17 protein-coding genes are annotated in these 16,253 nt (G+C 42.5%); 12 read left to right on the top strand and 5 right to left on the bottom strand.

The features are described from left to right. Window positions 1-40: 40 nt before the first annotated feature. Entirely contained in the window at window positions 41-844 is an 804-nt protein-coding gene (locus ACM2FC_RS06525) for a substrate-binding periplasmic protein (RefSeq protein ID WP_498480080.1), read from the bottom strand. A gap of 273 nt (window positions 845-1,117) precedes the next feature. On the opposite strand from ACM2FC_RS06525, the gene ACM2FC_RS06530 reads away from it, so the two are divergent. From ACM2FC_RS06530 to ACM2FC_RS06580, 11 genes are all read left to right on the top strand, one after another. Next, a complete protein-coding gene (locus tag ACM2FC_RS06530) occupies window positions 1,118-2,020 on the top strand; it encodes a Dyp-type peroxidase (RefSeq protein WP_498480081.1) in 903 nt (300 codons plus the stop codon). Window positions 2,021-2,148: 128 nt separating this feature from the next. Then, the gene (locus ACM2FC_RS06535; protein WP_498480082.1) at window positions 2,149-3,282 is read left to right on the top strand and encodes a flagellin; all 1,134 of its coding nucleotides are present in this window, start codon (window positions 2,149-2,151) and stop codon (window positions 3,280-3,282) included. 234 nt (window positions 3,283-3,516) lie between these two features. Continuing rightward, window positions 3,517-4,650, top strand: coding sequence for a flagellin (locus ACM2FC_RS06540; protein WP_498480083.1), 1,134 nt, complete (start codon window positions 3,517-3,519; stop codon window positions 4,648-4,650). 332 nt (window positions 4,651-4,982) lie between these two features. Next, a complete protein-coding gene (locus tag ACM2FC_RS06545; RefSeq protein ID WP_498480084.1) occupies window positions 4,983-6,113 on the top strand; it encodes a flagellin in 1,131 nt (376 codons plus the stop codon). A 76-nt stretch (window positions 6,114-6,189) separates the two neighbouring features. Continuing rightward, window positions 6,190-6,621 carry a flagellar protein FlaG gene (gene flaG / locus ACM2FC_RS06550; protein ID WP_498480085.1) on the top strand — a complete coding sequence of 144 codons (432 nt, stop codon included), beginning with the start codon at window positions 6,190-6,192 and terminating at the stop codon, window positions 6,619-6,621. Window positions 6,622-6,644: 23 nt separating this feature from the next. Continuing rightward, window positions 6,645-8,642, top strand: coding sequence for a flagellar filament capping protein FliD (gene fliD, locus ACM2FC_RS06555; RefSeq protein ID WP_498480086.1), 1,998 nt, complete (start codon window positions 6,645-6,647; stop codon window positions 8,640-8,642). A 3-nt stretch (window positions 8,643-8,645) separates the two neighbouring features. Next, window positions 8,646-8,951 (top strand): flagellar protein FliT, encoded by a 306-nt coding sequence (fliT, locus tag ACM2FC_RS06560; RefSeq protein WP_498480087.1) that lies wholly within the window; start codon window positions 8,646-8,648, stop codon window positions 8,949-8,951. Window positions 8,952-8,964: 13 nt separating this feature from the next. After that, window positions 8,965-9,375 carry a flagellar export chaperone FliS gene (gene fliS / locus ACM2FC_RS06565; protein ID WP_498480088.1) on the top strand — a complete coding sequence of 137 codons (411 nt, stop codon included), beginning with the start codon at window positions 8,965-8,967 and terminating at the stop codon, window positions 9,373-9,375. A 257-nt stretch (window positions 9,376-9,632) separates the two neighbouring features. Further along, window positions 9,633-11,105, top strand: a complete 1,473-nt coding sequence (locus ACM2FC_RS06570; protein ID WP_498480089.1) for a sigma-54 dependent transcriptional regulator — start codon at window positions 9,633-9,635, stop codon at window positions 11,103-11,105. A gap of 3 nt (window positions 11,106-11,108) precedes the next feature. Continuing rightward, window positions 11,109-11,246, top strand: coding sequence for a hypothetical protein (locus ACM2FC_RS06575; RefSeq protein ID WP_498480090.1), 138 nt, complete (start codon window positions 11,109-11,111; stop codon window positions 11,244-11,246). A gap of 134 nt (window positions 11,247-11,380) precedes the next feature. Continuing rightward, window positions 11,381-12,628, top strand: coding sequence for a DUF8605 domain-containing protein (locus ACM2FC_RS06580; RefSeq protein WP_498480091.1), 1,248 nt, complete (start codon window positions 11,381-11,383; stop codon window positions 12,626-12,628). A gap of 366 nt (window positions 12,629-12,994) precedes the next feature. On the opposite strand, the gene ACM2FC_RS06585 is transcribed toward ACM2FC_RS06580, so the two are convergent. Genes ACM2FC_RS06585 through bepA form a run of 4 tightly spaced genes read right to left on the bottom strand, consistent with a single transcriptional unit; the run spans window position 12,995 to window position 15,804 of the window. Further along, the gene (locus tag ACM2FC_RS06585) at window positions 12,995-13,414 is read right to left on the bottom strand and encodes a DUF2069 domain-containing protein (protein WP_498480092.1); all 420 of its coding nucleotides are present in this window, start codon (window positions 13,412-13,414) and stop codon (window positions 12,995-12,997) included. Window positions 13,415-13,419: 5 nt separating this feature from the next. Beyond that, the gene (gene wrbA / locus ACM2FC_RS06590; RefSeq protein ID WP_498480094.1) at window positions 13,420-13,992 is read right to left on the bottom strand and encodes an NAD(P)H:quinone oxidoreductase; all 573 of its coding nucleotides are present in this window, start codon (window positions 13,990-13,992) and stop codon (window positions 13,420-13,422) included. Further along, window positions 13,989-14,333, bottom strand: coding sequence for an arsenate reductase (glutaredoxin) (gene arsC / locus ACM2FC_RS06595; RefSeq protein ID WP_498480095.1), 345 nt, complete (start codon window positions 14,331-14,333; stop codon window positions 13,989-13,991). Before arsC ends, wrbA begins: the two co-directional genes overlap by 4 nt. A 16-nt stretch (window positions 14,334-14,349) precedes the next feature. Beyond that, entirely contained in the window at window positions 14,350-15,804 is a 1,455-nt protein-coding gene (gene bepA / locus ACM2FC_RS06600; protein WP_498480096.1) for a beta-barrel assembly-enhancing protease, read from the bottom strand. 199 nt (window positions 15,805-16,003) lie between these two features. Between bepA and ACM2FC_RS06605 the strand changes: the two genes are divergently transcribed. Further along, the gene (locus tag ACM2FC_RS06605) at window positions 16,004-16,240 is read left to right on the top strand and encodes a sulfurtransferase TusA family protein (RefSeq protein ID WP_498480097.1); all 237 of its coding nucleotides are present in this window, start codon (window positions 16,004-16,006) and stop codon (window positions 16,238-16,240) included. The last annotated feature ends 13 nt before the right edge of the window (window positions 16,241-16,253 follow it).

The following is a 16,253-nucleotide window of genomic DNA, read 5'->3' on the forward strand; positions in this document are numbered from 1 at the left end:
CAGCTGACGAAGTAAGTTGTCAGTGGGGAAACTGAGGAGCTTAATGAATGATGCTATATTGTTTTAGCACTGTCTCGGTTAGGGGAGGGGCTGAAATATCCCAACTCGATAACTTGCTTTCTAAATATCCCTTTTTAGAAAAAACTTTTAGAGCTGCTTGGTTAAACTTCTTCACGAGCGCTTTATCCGTTGAAGCTTTTGGAAATGCGACAAAGTAAAGTAACTGTTTGTCCTCCCACGCATACTTGACACCTTTTACATTGAATTGTTTGATTCTAAATTCGCCTAGAGCCCTATTGCTGTAGTAGGCATCAATTCGGTTGGATGCAAGCATTCTGATTAAATTTCCATCTTCATCTCGTTTCTCTAGGATCTTTATTGGCTGTAGTCCTTCATCTATCATTTTTTTCCTTAAGTTCCCTAGCGAGTTTGAGGTATTCGATGGGCCAAACACTCCAACTTGAAGTGACTGTAAATCTTTCAAGCTATTAATTTGTCCTTTATGGTTGATTGGTACAAATATGCCGTATTCGGTCAGCATGAACGGAACGGAAAAATAGAATTTTTCAGCGCGTTTGGGGAACCAGCCAAAAGGAAATATACCGTTGGCTTGCCCTTTGGCTATCAAGTCTTTTGCCCGGCGAGTGGGCAGCGTATTGAAGGTGCAATTATCGTTCATTTCTTTGCACACATCACTAATTAGCTCCATAAAGGGGCCTTTCGGCTTCCCATCCACATTTTGGGAAAAAGGCGGGAACTTAAAGGTTAAAAACTTTAAGTCTTCAGCTTGCGCTTGAAAAGTGAACATGAGTGGCAGTAGACAGAGGTAGGTTAGCTTCCACATAAGCACTCCTTGCTATTTTTTCCATTAATATAATTAATAGTCCGGTGTTATGTTATTTATAGCACTAAGAAGCTAAGTTAGTGATCTTTTTGTAAATTAAAGTGGGTGAAATGATATTTTTGTAGAATCCAGCGTGGGAAATTGCTGTCTTCTATTTTTGCAACTTTCGATTTATTTGCTGTAGAAATTTGACTTAGTTGGATACATTGCTTTTTATACGGAATTAATATCGTCCATTATCAATTTCCATTTGCTAATTAAAGGGAACAAGTTATGTCGCAACCTCAGAGTGCTATTCTTCCTGAAGCTGGGCCATTCGCTCAATACACATTGTTGAAAATTAAAAGTAACCATGACTTAGTCCTTGAGCAGTTGAAGAAACTGCCCACTATCGTAGAGGAAACCAACAAGGCTCAAAATGGCGCTGATGTGAAGCTTTCCGTTGCATTTACAAAACAATTCTGGCTCAAGCTTGATGCACGAATGCCAGGTGAATTGATCGACTTTCCTCAGCTTGGACAAGGTGATATTGTTGCGCCAAGCAGTGATGTAGACGTGCTGATTCATTGTCACTCACCTCGCCATGATCTGCATTTCTATCTGCTCAATACACTTATGGCTGAAATCTCACAATACGTTGAAGTAGTGGATGAAACCAATGGTTATCGCTACCTAGACTCCAGAGATATGACTGGGTTTGTCGATGGTACGGAAAATCCAAAACAAGCTCAGCGCACAGAAGTGGCGATTGTGTCAGAAGGTGAGCATATTGGTGGAAGTTACGTCATGGTGCAGCGTTTTGTTCACAATCTTCCGTCATGGAATGAATTGTCTATGGTTCAACAAGAACAAGTTGTTGGCCGAACTAAACCAGACTCAATTGAACTTGACGATGTACCAGATACATCACATGTGGGACGTGTTGATTTAAAAGAAAATGGTAAAGGTTTAAAGATTGTTCGTCACAGTTTGCCTTATGGCAGCGTAACGAGTGAACATGGCCTGCTGTTTATCGCCTATTGCAATACATTACATAACTTTAAAGCCATGCTCGAAAGTATGTATGGTGAAATAGATGGCACAACCGACCACTTATTAAAATATACAAAAGCGGTAACTGGCGCGTATTTCTTCGCTCCTTCAGCTGAACTTTTTGAGAAACTCACGACTAAATAAATTATCTTGCAGAAGTGATTTTTCGAGCCATGTCATGAAACCGAGCGCCATTGCTCGGTTTTTTATTAAAGTATTAACTTCAATGGCCGATACGAAAACTAGGAAAGTTTAATTTAGGCGCACGTATCATGCCCATTACCGTTAATACGAATGTTGCGGCAATGGTTGCACAGAAGAACTTAGGAAATGCAACCGACTTGCTGAATCAATCCTTGGAGAGACTCTCTTCAGGGTATCGTATTAATAGTGCGAAAGATGATGCTGCTGGCTTACAGATCTCCAATCGATTGGAAGCACAGATGCGTGGCTTGGACGTCGCAGTAAGAAATGCCAATGATGGTATTTCTATTTTGCAAACGGCAGAAGGAGCGATGAGTGAGTCGACGGCCTTGTTACAAAGAATGAGAGACCTTTCACTCCAGTCAGCAAACGGCTCAAATAGTCGCTCAGAGAGGACTGCACTTCAACAAGAAATCTCGGCACTTAACGATGAATTGACTCGAATCGCTGAAACCACGTCTTTTGGGGGCAGAAAGCTTCTCAATGGGTCATTTGCTAATTCTGCTTTCCAGATAGGCGCAAGTTCTGGTGAAGCGGTGCAATTCTCATTAAGAAATATGCGCCCAGACGGTATCGAAATGGGAGGCTTTAGCTATCAAGCACAAGCAATGGCGCCTCCTGACTGGAAAGTTAGCCAAGGTAACCAAATGCTCATCATGAAATACGTTGATGCGTTTGGAGAGCAGCAAAGTATCGAAATTAAAGCCAAGCAAGGCGACGATATTGAAGAACTTGCTACTTATATAAATGGTCAAACAGATAAAGTATCGGCATCTGTCAACGATAGTGGTCAGTTGCAGATCTTTATGGCAGGTAGTGAAACAGCAGGTACGGTATCTTTTTCGGGTAGCTTAGCCGATTCACTCAGTATGTCTGTTACAGGATATGAAACGGTCAATAACATTAATGTCACCGATGTGGGTGGAGCTCAGCGAGCCGTTTCTATTATTGATACCGCATTACAATATGTCGATAGTCATCGCGCAGAGCTTGGTGCAATGCAAAATAGATTCAGTCATGCGATTTCTAATTTAGACAATATTAATGAAAACCTAGCTGCATCGAATAGCCGAATTAAAGACGCCGACTACGCAAAAGAAACAGTACAAATGTTGAAGCAACAGATTTTACAACAAGTGAGTACGAGTGTATTGGCTCAAGCCAAAAAGCAGCCTAACCTTGCTCTTCAACTATTAAAGTAGGCTGAGGTTTTCGGCAGAAAAATATAAAGCTTTAGAAATAATTTACAGTAAATTTCCACTTTCTCTCACCTCATCACGTTTATACCTATCCTCACGATTTTTAGATAAAAAACCTCAACAAAATCCTAAAGAAATCTGCTCCAAAGTCGTTAATAAAAGTAACTCAAACAGAACAACTTGGTTTTCCGAGACGTCGGAAACCGTTACTTCGGAAAATCAATTGGAGAAACAATCATGGCAGTTAATGTAAACACTAATGTCCCAGCAATGACAGCTCAACGTTACCTAAACATCGCGAACCACAAACAAGAAACAGCGATGGAACGATTGTCTTCTGGCTTTAGGATCAATAGTGCAAAAGATGATGCTGCAGGTTTACAAATTTCCAACCGACTAACATCTCAAAGTCAAGGGCTAGGTACTGCGGTACGAAATGCAAACGATGGTATTTCAATCGCTCAAACAGCGGAAGGTGCAATGGCAGAAAGCACCACTATTCTGCAACGTATGAGAGACCTGTCTCTACAATCAGCAAACGGTTCTAACTCCAAATCTGAGCGAGTGGCGATTCAACAAGAAGTAACTGCACTCAATAAAGAACTAAACCGAATTGCTGAAACAACGGCATTTGGTGGTCTGCGTCTACTCAATGGTCGATATGGCACTGAATCTTTCCAAATCGGCTCGAACAGTGGTGAAGCTGTTATGCTATCTCTAATGAGTATGCGTAGTGATGACTCTACGATGGGTGGAATGTCTTACATCGCCACTAACGGTAAAGATGCAAATTGGGGGGTACCTCAAGGTGCGAGTACAATGACAATTAGCTTTACCGATGATGAAGGACAACAGCAAGATATATTAATAGAAGCGCACCCAGACGATGATATTGAAGAATTAGCAACGTTCATCAATGGCCAAAATGAGTATATTGATGCGTCAGTTAATGAAGACGGACAACTTCAATTATTCGCCGGCAACAACAAAGTCAGTAGTCCAATCAGTGTATCGGGCCCATTAGCTGGCGAATTTGGTTTCCAAGAAGGAAAAGCAGTGACTGTCGATACGATCGACGTAACAACGATAGGTGGTGCACAAGAGGCAGTAGGTATTATTGACTCGGCACTTGTTCATGTAGACAGCAACCGTGCACAGCTAGGTGCGTTCCAAAATAGAATGTCTCATGCAATTAGTAACTTGGATAATATTCATGAGAATGTAAATGCATCAAGAAGTCGAATCCGTGATACCGATTTTGCGAAAGAAACAACCGCACTAACCAAGTCGCAAATTCTTACTCAAGCTTCAAGTACTGTTTTGGCACAAGCGAAGCAAGCGCCAAATGCAGCATTAGGATTGCTACAGTAAACAGTAAGAATAATCTCGACAAACAACAAAAGGGCCAATTGGCCCTTTTGTTGTTTTAGCATATCAGTTCTCCAACTCAGCCCTTCCAAATATTAAAGTGAAGTATTTTGTTCTTTCTTATCAAATCAAGTGATTCACCAAACTTATGCTTTCATGCAATAAATTAAAAGTCTTTGATATTAAAGTATTTTTAAATATTACAAAAAATAATTTAATTTTTTTCTAAAGGTTATTTTTTGTTCGCCGTTAAAGGACTGAGAGAAATGAGATATGCCAAAGTGAGGTGAGAGACACTGCGGTATGTCATTCTTTAGCCAAAGGAGATCAACAATATGTCGATTAACGTAAACACGAACGTACCGGCTATGACGGCGGAGCGCTTTTTGAATAAAGCAACCGAAGGCGTCGATCGAGCCATGGAACGTCTCTCATCCGGGTACCGGATAAACAGTGCTCGGGATGATGCGGCAGGCCTGCAAATTGCTAACCGTTTGACTTCGCAAAGTCGAGGTTTGGATATGGCAGTAAAAAATGCGAACGACGGTATATCCATTGCACAAACCGCAGAAGGTGCGATGGGTGAGTCAACCAACGTTTTGCAACGTATGCGTGACCTCGCGCTTCAATCCTCTAACGGTTCCAACTCTCGCTCGGAACGGGTTGCGATTCAACAAGAAGTCGCAGCTTTGAATAAGGAACTGAATCGTATTGCTGAAACCACATCTTTTGGTGGTAATAGGCTGCTTAACGGTACTTATGGTAACCAATCATTCCAAATTGGTGCCGCCGCGGGTGAGGCGGTCTTGTTATCTATGGGTAATATGCGCTCTGATACTCGGGATATGGGTGGTACTAAATATGTCGCAACAGAAGGTAAAAGTGCTGACTGGACAGTGACATCTGCAACTGATTTAACACTGAACTATACTGATAACAATGGTGAGGCAAAAGAAATCACGATTAATGCTAAGCAGGGAGAGGATATAGAAGAACTTGCGACGTATATTAATGGTCAGACTGCAGACGTTCAGGCGTCTGTCGGTGAAGACGGCAAGTTACAGTTGTTTGCGTCATCGCAAAAAGTGAGTAGTGACTTGACGATAAGTGGTGGTCTAGGCTCAGAAATTGGGTTTGGAGCAGGACAAGATGTGACCGTTGCTGATATTGATGTGACCACCGTCGCAGGCTCTCAATTAGCGGTTTCGATAATTGATGGTGCTTTGACCACGGTAGATGAACAGCGAGCTTCGTTGGGTGCATTCCAAAACCGTTTTAGCCACGCAATTAGTAACCTTGAGAACATTGATGAGAACGTTAATGCGTCTCGAAGTCGGATTCAAGATACTGATTATGCGAAGGAAACGACCGAAATGACGAAGCAGCAAATATTGCAGCAAGCCAGTACCTCCGTTTTGGCACAGGCGAAGCAAACACCATCTGCAGCTCTTAGCTTATTAGGTTAATCGGTAGGTTCTAACCGAGCTTATTGGGAAGGGCGATATGATGATTGCCAACCTATAAGGTGGAAGGGAGATTGTTATGGAAATACCATCCAACACATCGAACATCCAGCCTTACGGCTCACAAAGTGGCATTAAATTTGCTTCAGAAAACGATAACGCTCAACGTATTTCCTCGAAAAGTGAGGGTGTTGAAGGCGCTTCAGAGGTAAATCAAAGGCACACGAAGTCGGTTGAAGCTGCAATAGATCTCGCTCAACAGCGGGAGAGGCTCAATAAAGCAGAGCGTGCCAAGATGATGGAGCAGATGAATGAGTTCATCTCCTCGATTAACACTGGTTTGTCATTCCGAGTGGACGAAGAGGCCGGTAGGGATGTAGTGACGATCTATGAAGCGAGTACTGGTGATGTAATACGCCAGATACCAGAAGAGGAAATGCTAGAGGTGTTACGACGCCTTAAAGCTCAGTCAGGCCGATTTTCTTCGGGCTTACTGAATGATAAGGTTTAATCGTAGTTTTTTGAGGTGATTTGATGAGCTTAGGCCCAATGGGTATGAATTCTGGCATGGATATTAATTCCATGGTCAGCAAGATTGTTAATGCGGAGCGTGTTCCTAAGCAGCAACGTATTGATGATCAGCAGGCTAAGAATGATGCCAGTATTAGTGCTTATGGTCGGCTCAGAGAGTCGCTGGATACGATGAAAAATCTCATGATGAAGTTTCGTCAAGAGAAAGCGTTTGCCGCAAGAAAAGTAGAAACCACAAATGAAAATGTGGTTTCTGCTACGGCAACCACTGAAGCAATCGCTGGTAGATATGCTATCGATGTGTTGCAGCTTGCTCAGAGTCATAAAGTCGCGTCTGATGTATTACCAGAAAACGCGAAGTTTGGCCCGGGTAAGCTGCAGATTTCCTTAGGTGATCAGCAGTTTACCGTTGATGTAAAAGACAAATCCAAACTTGTTGATGTGGTTCGCGGCATTAACAATTCCAAATCCAACCCCGGTGTCAGAGCCTCCATTATCAATGATGTGGATGGCCCTCGGCTAATTGTTGCCTCCACGACATCCGGCCAAGAAAACAGAATCAAAATTAGTGCTGAAGCTCAAAGTGGCGATCCACTGAAAAAGCTCGAGTACAAAACCCTTGAAGAACGTGTTAAAGACTTAGAAAAAGCACGTGCTAACGCTCAAGAACTGATTAGTCCATTGAGTGAAAAAGAGAAAGAGTTAGCAAAACAAATTGCCGATAAAATCAGCGATGCGGCAAAACAGGTCGACGCGGAGATTGCGCAAGAAGTGCAGCAAGTGGCTCAGACAGTTCAAGCTGAATCTGGTGCTGGCGAAGCGGCTGGAGAGCTTTCCAGTGCTGCAGTTACCGCAGCTGCTGCGGCAGCGGAAGCGGCAAAAAGCCTGAAGCCAGAAGATAGAATTCCAGGCTGGTCTGAAACTGCTTCAGGCACTTTACTCGATTCTTACTGGGAGCCAGAAGTAGAGCTTGATGAAAAAGCGATTGAAAAGGCTCCAGATGTACCGGGGTGGTCAAACACGGCTTCCGGTACATTGACGGATTCTTACGTCACTCCTAAAGAAGCGCAGGTTATTCTTGATAACAAACTCGCACAAGAAAAAGCAGAAATTCAGCGTGCAGTTGTAGCTGGTGAAATAACACCGGAAGAGGCTAAGCAGAAAGAAAGAGCTAGACTTACTCCTGAAGAGCGGGCTTATCTAGAGAAAGTGGACAAAGCAGATGCAGATCTTAAAGCTGCACAAGAGTCTTTTGATACCTACCAAGGCATGGCCGAAGTTCAGGCAGCACAGGACTCTAAAGTGGTGCTCGATGGAGTTGCACACCTTTCAAGTGAAAATAATATTATTGAGGATGCCATTGAAGGCGTTGATCTGACACTGAAAGGGAAGTCGGAACCCAATAAAGCACCTTCTGAAATTGATATTGAGTATGACAGACAAGGTGTACGCGATGATATCGAGCAATTTGTAGCCGCTTATAACCAGTTTTATCAGTTGTCTCAGCAACTTGGCGGTGTTGATCCAAGAACAGGACAGGCTGGACCACTGTCTGGAGACAGTGTCGTTCGCAGCTCAGATGCTAAACTTAAAAGACTGTTTTCCACCGATATAGAACCAGCACCAGAAAACTTAAAGACCCTGACTGAATTTGGGATTACCACCACAAGACAGGGTACATTAGAGATCAACTATAAATTGTTAGATAAACAAATTAATAATAATTTTAATAAGTTATCTGAATTTTTTGGCGGAAATAAAGGATTTGCTAAGCAAGTTGAAGATACAATTCAACAGATGACAGGTGTTACGGGTGCTATTCGTACTCGGGAGAAAAGCCTAACAGAAAGCAATCGCCGTTTAGGGGATGATCAATCTGCACTTGATCGAAGAATGGATAGTTTAGAGAAACGGACGCACGCAAAATTTGTCGCAATGCAGGACGCTACAGGAAAAATGCAGTCTCAGCTTGCAGGAATGATGAATGCGTTAGGTGGATAATCAATGAAGCCTGAGCTTACGCAAATATGTGACTTAAATAAAAAAATTAGATTGTGCATTACAAAAAATGAAATTAATACTGAAGAACTTGCCGAATTTGTCGATATAAGGGAACAGATACTGCATACAGTTATTACAGGGATTAAAGCTGATCCGAATTGTGTTAATAAAGAAGAGTGGAAATCTGTCATTCTTGAGACACAATTAGTAGTAGAGCTGATGCAATCAAAAACTGCTGAACTCGGGCAAGTTTTAAAAAAGTATCGACATGGTAGTAAATCGGTACAGCAATATAAGAAGTTTTTATAGGAAGAGGGAAATTATGCGTGGTTCTTTACAGGCATACAAGAAGGTATCCGTTGATAGCCAGCTCAGTGCGGCCTCCCCGCATAAAATCGTTCAGATGCTGATGGCTGGAGCTATAGAGCGTTTGATTCAAGGCAAGGCTGCTATGCTGCAAGGCAACATCCCTTCTAAAGGTGAGCGCTTAGGGAAAGCGTTAGACATTATTATTAGCTTAAGAAGTTGCTTGTCGATGGATGATGGTGGAGATGTGGCAAAAAATCTCGATCAACTTTATGAATTTATGATCACTCAGATTGCAGAAGCGAACCATAAAAATGATCCACAGCCTTTAGATGATGTTATCGATATTATTCGTGAAATAAAGTCAGCATGGGATAAAATTCCTTCAGAGTTTCACAACCTGACTGCATCAGACGTAAACGCGTAAATATCAATTATAGTTTTAACAAATGTCACATAGCATAAATGCTTGGTTGTCTTATTTTTTTTATCAAATAAAATGTATTTTAAAACTACCTAGCAATTTGTAGGTAGTGTGGGTATGTCAACTAAATGGACTAGTGGTTATTTTTGGCTGACGTAGCAAAGTTGTCTATTTGTAGGCAAGGTTCTATTGTTATCAATGTGATAACTTAACCGTTTGCACAGCCATAAATTTCAATATGAAGGCAATCATTCTTCCCTATGCAAGGTTTAGCTAAACTACTTGTGGTTGAAGATAATGCTCAAGAGCGTATCAACCTGAGTAATATATTAGAGTTTGTTGGAGAGCAGTGTGAGATTATCTCTTCCAACCAATTGAATGATCTGGATTGGTCCAAGATCTGGTCTGGCTGTATTATTGGTTCCTTAGATGGAAACAAACTATCTGTAGAGCTGAGCGACAAACTATCCTCTGCACACCATATCCCTTTGCTGATTGCAGGCAAGCATTCTTATTCACTAGACGATTACCCCCACTTTGTTGGAGAGCTTGAGTTTCCTCTAAACTATCCGCAGCTAAGTGAAGCGCTACGCTATTGTAAGGATTTTCTTGGTCGAAAAGGTGTGGCTGTCGACTCTTCTCTTAGTGATAGCACCTTATTTAGAAGCCTTGTTGGTCAAAGCCCTGGCATTCGAGAAGTACGCCACCTAATAGAACAGGTGGCTTCAACTGATGCAAATGTACTGATTCTGGGTGAATCGGGTACGGGGAAAGAAGTTGTCGCTCGAAACATTCATTATCATTCCTCTCGTAGTAAAGGCCCATTCGTACCGATAAACTGTGGTGCCATCCCTCCTGAGCTATTAGAAAGTGAATTATTTGGCCATGAAAAAGGCGCATTTACTGGTGCAATAACGGCTCGAAAAGGGCGCTTTGAACTCGCAGAAGGAGGGACCATTTTCCTCGATGAGATTGGCGATATGCCAATGCCAATGCAAGTAAAACTGCTAAGGGTGTTACAAGAGCGCAGTTTTGAAAGAGTCGGTGGTAACACCACAATACAAGTTGACGTGAGAGTGGTTGCAGCTACACATCGTGATTTGGAAAAAATGATCAAAGATGGCGAGTTTCGAGAAGATTTGTACTATCGCTTGAATGTCTTCCCGATTGAAATGCCGGCTCTGAAGGATCGCAAAGAGGATATCCCTTTGCTTCTTAGAGAGCTAATGGTTCGACTAGAGTCTGAGATGGGAAGGCCTATTTGCTTTACACCACGGGCGGTGAATTCATTAATGGAGCATAGTTGGCCTGGTAATGTGCGTGAGCTTGCCAACTTGATTGAAAGAATGATTATCTTATATCCAGACAAGTTGGTCGACGTGAATCATCTACCCGCGAAATATCGATATAGTGATATCCCAGAGTTTCAACCTGAATATAACACTCAACTTACTGTTGAGGAGTTGGAGCGAGAGACACTTGCAGAAGTCTTTTCTGAAAATTTTCAGCTTGAACAAGAGCCGCAGGCACTGGCGGTGAACGGCTCCCAGCCCCCTCAATCGATTCCTCCGGAGGGTATCAACTTAAAAGAGATGCTAGCCGATCTAGAAATCAACCTGATTAACCAAGCTCTGGATCTACAAAGTGGTGTTGTCGCAAGAGCTGCAGATATGTTGGGTATGCGCAGAACCACCTTGGTGGAGAAAATGCGTAAGTATAACTTGCAACGATAGAATATGCTTCAAGCGTCTATTGGTATTGCATTCAAAGGTTCTTTCAATCACAACATCGCGGATAAGCAAACTTTATCCTATGCTGGTATAAACAACGGTCATCATATGAGTAAATTATCTAGTAGTGGGTATTTAGCCTAGTTAGCAAGTTGTGTAGAGTACGGTGAGTTTTTATAACTTACTGTTAATTCTAACCGTATCTTGAAGTGCTTTTGTTGCTCGGGCCTAGATAGTTGCTTATTATCACAACTCGCAATGAACTATATAGGATAAACATGCGTAATCTAGTTTTATTGGTGATGATGTTACTAGCGCTGCCAGCTTATGCGCTAACCAAGGTGGACTTGTACAACTCTCATATATTGTTGGGTAAAGATGCGAAGGACGCCAAAGTCGCTGATTCTGATGCCCGTAAGCAGGGAATGAAAAATGTTGTAATCAGAGCCTCTGGGGATCCAAATGCAATTGACAATGAAGTGATTGCCAAAGCACTAAACGATAGCTCTCGTTACATAACCCAAATCAGTTATGCCACTGAAGATCAAAATACGTATCTCAATATGCGCTTCAGCGCCCCTCAAATTCGTTCATTGCTAACACAAGCTAAATTACCATTTTGGCCGTCGATGAGGCCGAATATTCTTGTCTGGGTAATCGAAGATAATGGCTATGAACGTCAAATTGATTGGGAACACTCTAACTCACCAGTATTGAAAGAAATTCGTGAAGCGGCGAAAGAACGCGGTTTACCTCTTACGGTTCCTGTCGGCGATTTTGATGACATTACCGGAACATCAGCTTCTGACTTCTGGGGTGGGTTTGTTGTTCCAATGAGTAAGGCTAGTCAGCGTTACCCGGCTGACGCAGTACTTGTGGTTAAGGTAGAGCAAGGTAGTCGTTTATCTTGGACGCTATATGATCAAAAGCCTTCTTCGATGGTCGATACGACGGCGGTTCCAGTAACAGGAAATGATTCGGGGGATGATGCGGGCACTCAAATGGTGAATGAGATTAGTAATTACTACGCGAAGAAAAGTGGCGTAGTCATTGCGAGTGAGTCTTCTGAGTCAGTCAAGACACAATTTACCAACATCAATACCGCACAAGATTTCTTTAAACTTGAAAATAAGTTGAAGGCACTGAGCTCCGTAGCATCTCTAGACGTATTAAGCATTGAAGGCTCAACGGTGATGTTTAGAGTTCACTTGTTAGCACCAGTCGATAGCTTCGAGCAGGAAGTGTCTCGTATGGGGGGAGTCACAAAAATAGAAGCTGATGAAATTCAGCAGCCAGCGATGGATTCTGCGAACCCCAACAATTCTCCAGCGGCAGGTGCTATCAGTCCTGCTGATGTTAATGGTTCAACAGGTGGGGTGATAAACCAGTCACCTAATCCGCTATCGGACAATCAATATGTCGTAGATACCACTGCCGACTCAACAGAAAATGCGTTAGCATCTGATAGTGCAGCGCCACCAATGCAACCCGCCACACCAGTATTGGCATATAAGTGGCAGAACTAATAAAACTTTAAACTAGGGCGTGTTGATCTTTTGAGTTTAAATTTTGTTCGAATTCCAAGGCTTTTAATCACGGCGCAGGTGAAGAAGCTTAGTCATTCTAAGTGATGAGCCTGCAACAAAGAGTAAAAGCCTTGGAATCGAACCCTCTGGGCAGCGTTTGTCGCTCCTTTCTACGGCGTCAGTGCTGATTTGTGTAGGTGACTACACGGCACCACCACTTCCTTGTAGAAATAAGCGACAAACTGCTGCAAAAATCATCGCAAAAGATCAACACGCCCTAGATTCATAGAAAAACAGTCAGCAATAATTTAGCTGACTGTTTTCTTTTGTACGATAAGTAAAATGTAAAGACTGACCTAACAATCGTTAGCTTCCAAACTGCTTCTTTTCCATTTTTTCCACTTCTGAAAGTTTCTTTAACTTCAGACCGAGTTCTTTACCTCTAGCGCGGGCATATAAGGTATTACCAATAAATGCCATGATTGTAAATATCAGCTCAATAGCCGCTAGCCAGCGTTCACCTTGATCTATGTATAAAATAGTCAGGGAGTGTAAAAAATACAGCATCAAAATAAAATTGGCCCAGGCATGTGTATATGGCTTGCCCTTTATAATGCCGTGGAGGGGTAACAAAAGTGGCAAACACCATGCTACAGCAACACTAATGCTGTTTACGTGAACGTGTGGAGACAGGTAAACCTGCCATGATGCCACCCATATAAGTAAAAGAAAATTGCCACAAAGAGCTAATACTCGATACTGCTTTGTTTTTGGAGCCATATCCATGGTTACTACTTTTCCTTGAGTTTAAGTGCAGTCTTAGCCAGCCTTTTACCTAATTGGATAGCTAATTCACTTTCTTCTTTGGTAAGGCTGCTCTTTCCTTGAGATACAGTGGTTGCGCCATAAGGAGAGCCTCCGCTCTCAGTTGTATGCAGAGTCGACTGTGAATAGGGGATACCCATCACAAGCATACCGTGGTGCAGTAAGGGTAACATCATCGATTGTAAAATTGTTTCTTGCCCCCCATGTAAACTTGAGGAAGAGGAGAACAAACAAGCAGGCTTTCCGATGAGGTCACCACCTACCCAAAGGGAGGTGGTTTGATCCCAAAAATGTTTGAGTGGGCCAGCCATGTTGCCAAACCAAACAGGGCTTCCCATAGCGAGACCATCACAGTTAGCAAGCTCTGTTACAGACAATATAGGATCGCTTGATTCTGTCGGCTTTTGTTCAATTTCTGCCACAGTTCTAAGAATTGCTTCACAGCCATCAACGGACTCGATTCCACGTGCAATATGCCGAGCTAATGTCTTGGTACTTCCATGACGGCTGAAGTACAGCACCAAGAGTTGACAACTCATAGGATGTCGAGGACTTGTTCAGGAGGGCGACCATGTTTTGCTTTGCCGTTAGCGACAACAATTGGGCGCTCTATTAGTTTAGGGTTTTCCGCCATTGCGTTAAACAGCTGATCATCGTTGGCATCAGCAAGGTTTAACTCTTTGTAGATATCTTCTTTAACGCGAATCATGTCCCTAACGGAAGAAGCGCCAAGTTGACTATAAAGCTCTTTTAGTTTTTCTACGGAAGGAGGAGTATCTAAGTATTTGACCACTTCTGGCTCAATACCTTTTTCCTCTAATAAAGCGAGAGTTTGACGGCTTTTGGAGCAGCGAGGGTTATGATAAATGATAACAGACATTGATTTCTCCTAATCGTTATTTTAATGCGTTGAATTTATTTCTTTGTACGATGAGCTGGTCAATACGAGCATCGTACCGAGCCTGAGCTAGGCTGCCTAATTTTGCAATTTTGCTCGCATCCGTAAAGCGTTGGATAGCTTTATCCCAATTCGCTCTAAGTGCTAACAGCTCACCTTGAGCAGCAAGTTCTTCCGCGCGATTACTTATTCTGGCATTGGCTTCGACAAGAAGTTGCCACCCTACCGTATCTTCTGGGTTATCGTAGGTATATCGCTGAAGCAATTGAATGGCAGGTGCGAATTTATTTTCTTTGATATAGACGTTAGCAAGGTTAATCGTCAGCACTTTATTATTTGGTTTAACCTTCAGTGCCTCTAATAGCATCGTTTGCGCTTTATCAGGCTGTTTTAAGTCGATATAGGTATCCGATAAAGCATCAAGATAGAAGTCATTAGTTGGAGATTGCTCATACAACTTGAGAAGTATATTTTCTGCCTCTTGTGGTTGTTTATTATCAAGGAAAATAAGCGCGCGTCCGTACTGAAATGCAGGCACTAATACCTTCGGAGCTTTAGACTCGTTTCTATTAATCCAGCCTTTTGCTACGTCTTTGTCCATATTCACATACCGGACAATCACTCGCATTCTGGCCAGATAATAGTTAAGAGAAGGTTTGACCTTATGCCTAGGATATCGTTGTGCTCTTTCGCGGGTATCTGTGAGTCGCTCGTCAGGAAGTGGGTGAGTCAATAGCATCGGAGGCGGTGTGCTTGCGTATCGATATTCGTCGGCTAAACGGCCAAAAAAGCGCGGCATGGCTTCCACATCAAAACCGGCTCTTTCAAGTGTGGCAAGGCCGAATCTATCCGCTTCAATCTCATTGCTGCGAGTGTAGTTTATTTGGCTTTGTATGTTGCCAGCTGTTGTTGCAGTGATAGCTGCAATGCCCGCTTGTGGTGCGGCTATGGCTAACAGAATAGAGCCTGCTAATGCTGCAACCGTTGCAGGAGTTCTCTTAGCTTGCTCTTCCATGCTACGTGCAAGGTGTCGTTGGGTAACATGCGCAATTTCGTGGGCCATGACTGAGGCGAGTTCGCTTTCTGTATTGGCTTGCAAAAACAAACCAGTATGCAGTGCTACATGTCCACCAAAAAATGCGAAAGCGTTGATACTTGGATTTTGGATCAGAAAAAACGTGAAAGGTGTTTTAACATCATTTGCGTTCGCAACCAGTCGATAGCCTAAGTTGCTAATGAATTCATTCAATACAGGATCATTGATGATAGGCTTACTCGCTCTGAGTAACCTCATATAGGCGTCACCATATATTTTTTCTTGGTCTATCGTGAGCGTCCCTGCAGCTGCTGTCCCAATATCGGGTAACTGCTGATCTTGCGCGATTGAGATGCGAGGGACCCCAATAGCCGTCGCAACACTTAAATAGACCAGATACCGCCAGCGTTTCAACATATTGCTTGATTCTACTCCATGTAATCATATTGGTATTGATAGTGATAACAGATGGACGTTCTGTTATAAATTTAGAAAATCGATTCAAGTCGAATCGGTGAAAGGACACAGTTTTACACAATAATTGAAGATTCGAACACTGGCCTACAACCGAAAAGCCTATACAATACTCCCTCTATAATAAACATCGTATTTAAGAATGAAAACCCAATCACTCGATTTGAGAGAGGAGCGTTGTCCAAGAGCACTGTTACTTGCTAAAAGGCATGTAGTATCATTACAAGGCAACGAAATTGCTACAATATATGTGACTGATACAAGCTCTTTAAATGATATCGAGCGATATTTGCAAAACAACAACTTCGCTTATCAGAAACTGGAGGTAGAAGATTGTTGGTGTATTCAAAATATAAAGCAACGGGTGAAGCTAAGTTAAAGGGAATGCTATC

The sequence above is a fragment of the Vibrio sp. A37 genome, assembly GCF_059777565.1.

Excerpts from the sequence above, each read along its gene's own strand:
- wrbA (WP_498480094.1), bottom strand. The coding sequence starts at position 13,992 with ATGAGTTGTCAACTCTTGGTGCTGTACTTCAGCCGTCATGGAAGTACC.
- ACM2FC_RS06570 (WP_498480089.1), top strand. The coding sequence starts at position 9,633 with ATGCAAGGTTTAGCTAAACTACTTGTGGTTGAAGATAATGCTCAAGAG.
- fliS (WP_498480088.1), top strand. The coding sequence starts at position 8,965 with ATGCGTGGTTCTTTACAGGCATACAAGAAGGTATCCGTTGATAGCCAG.
- ACM2FC_RS06540 (WP_498480083.1), top strand. The coding sequence starts at position 3,517 with ATGGCAGTTAATGTAAACACTAATGTCCCAGCAATGACAGCTCAACGT.
- ACM2FC_RS06530 (WP_498480081.1), top strand. The coding sequence starts at position 1,118 with ATGTCGCAACCTCAGAGTGCTATTCTTCCTGAAGCTGGGCCATTCGCT.
- ACM2FC_RS06585 (WP_498480092.1), bottom strand. The coding sequence starts at position 13,414 with ATGGATATGGCTCCAAAAACAAAGCAGTATCGAGTATTAGCTCTTTGT.
- ACM2FC_RS06535 (WP_498480082.1), top strand. The coding sequence starts at position 2,149 with ATGCCCATTACCGTTAATACGAATGTTGCGGCAATGGTTGCACAGAAG.
- fliT (WP_498480087.1), top strand. The coding sequence starts at position 8,646 with ATGAAGCCTGAGCTTACGCAAATATGTGACTTAAATAAAAAAATTAGA.
- arsC (WP_498480095.1), bottom strand. The coding sequence starts at position 14,333 with ATGTCTGTTATCATTTATCATAACCCTCGCTGCTCCAAAAGCCGTCAA.
- fliD (WP_498480086.1), top strand. The coding sequence starts at position 6,645 with ATGAGCTTAGGCCCAATGGGTATGAATTCTGGCATGGATATTAATTCC.
- ACM2FC_RS06525 (WP_498480080.1), bottom strand. The coding sequence starts at position 844 with ATGTGGAAGCTAACCTACCTCTGTCTACTGCCACTCATGTTCACTTTT.
- ACM2FC_RS06605 (WP_498480097.1), top strand. The coding sequence starts at position 16,004 with ATGAAAACCCAATCACTCGATTTGAGAGAGGAGCGTTGTCCAAGAGCA.
- ACM2FC_RS06575 (WP_498480090.1), top strand. The coding sequence starts at position 11,109 with ATGCTTCAAGCGTCTATTGGTATTGCATTCAAAGGTTCTTTCAATCAC.
- flaG (WP_498480085.1), top strand. The coding sequence starts at position 6,190 with ATGGAAATACCATCCAACACATCGAACATCCAGCCTTACGGCTCACAA.
- ACM2FC_RS06580 (WP_498480091.1), top strand. The coding sequence starts at position 11,381 with ATGCGTAATCTAGTTTTATTGGTGATGATGTTACTAGCGCTGCCAGCT.
- bepA (WP_498480096.1), bottom strand. The coding sequence starts at position 15,804 with ATGTTGAAACGCTGGCGGTATCTGGTCTATTTAAGTGTTGCGACGGCT.
- ACM2FC_RS06545 (WP_498480084.1), top strand. The coding sequence starts at position 4,983 with ATGTCGATTAACGTAAACACGAACGTACCGGCTATGACGGCGGAGCGC.